The following is a 228-nucleotide window of genomic DNA, read 5'->3' as shown; positions in this document are numbered from 1 at the left end:
CCCACCATCTCAGGTACTTGTGATGAAATTGGCGCGACGGTCTCGATTACCGTGACCGATAGCGATAGCAACGAACAAACCTTCACGGCCACCGTCCAATCTGACGGTACCTACAGTGTGGATGTACCTTCGGCCGTTTCCGAAGGCTTGCTCAATGTGGAAGTGGAAGTCCTCGACGATGCAGGTAATTTAGCCACCGTCACCACGTCTGGTTTGATTGACCTCACG

1 protein-coding gene is annotated in these 228 nt (G+C 53.1%); it reads left to right on the top strand.

Annotated elements, in window-relative coordinates; translation table 11 throughout:
• Positions 1 to 228 (top strand): Ig-like domain-containing protein (locus ACXAH6_RS20465; protein ID WP_474879839.1); only part of this gene is annotated, 228 nt, incomplete at both ends.

This window comes from Alteromonas sp. ABE4_545, assembly GCF_056161325.1.
This window is presented reverse-complemented; position numbering and strand designations above follow the sequence as displayed.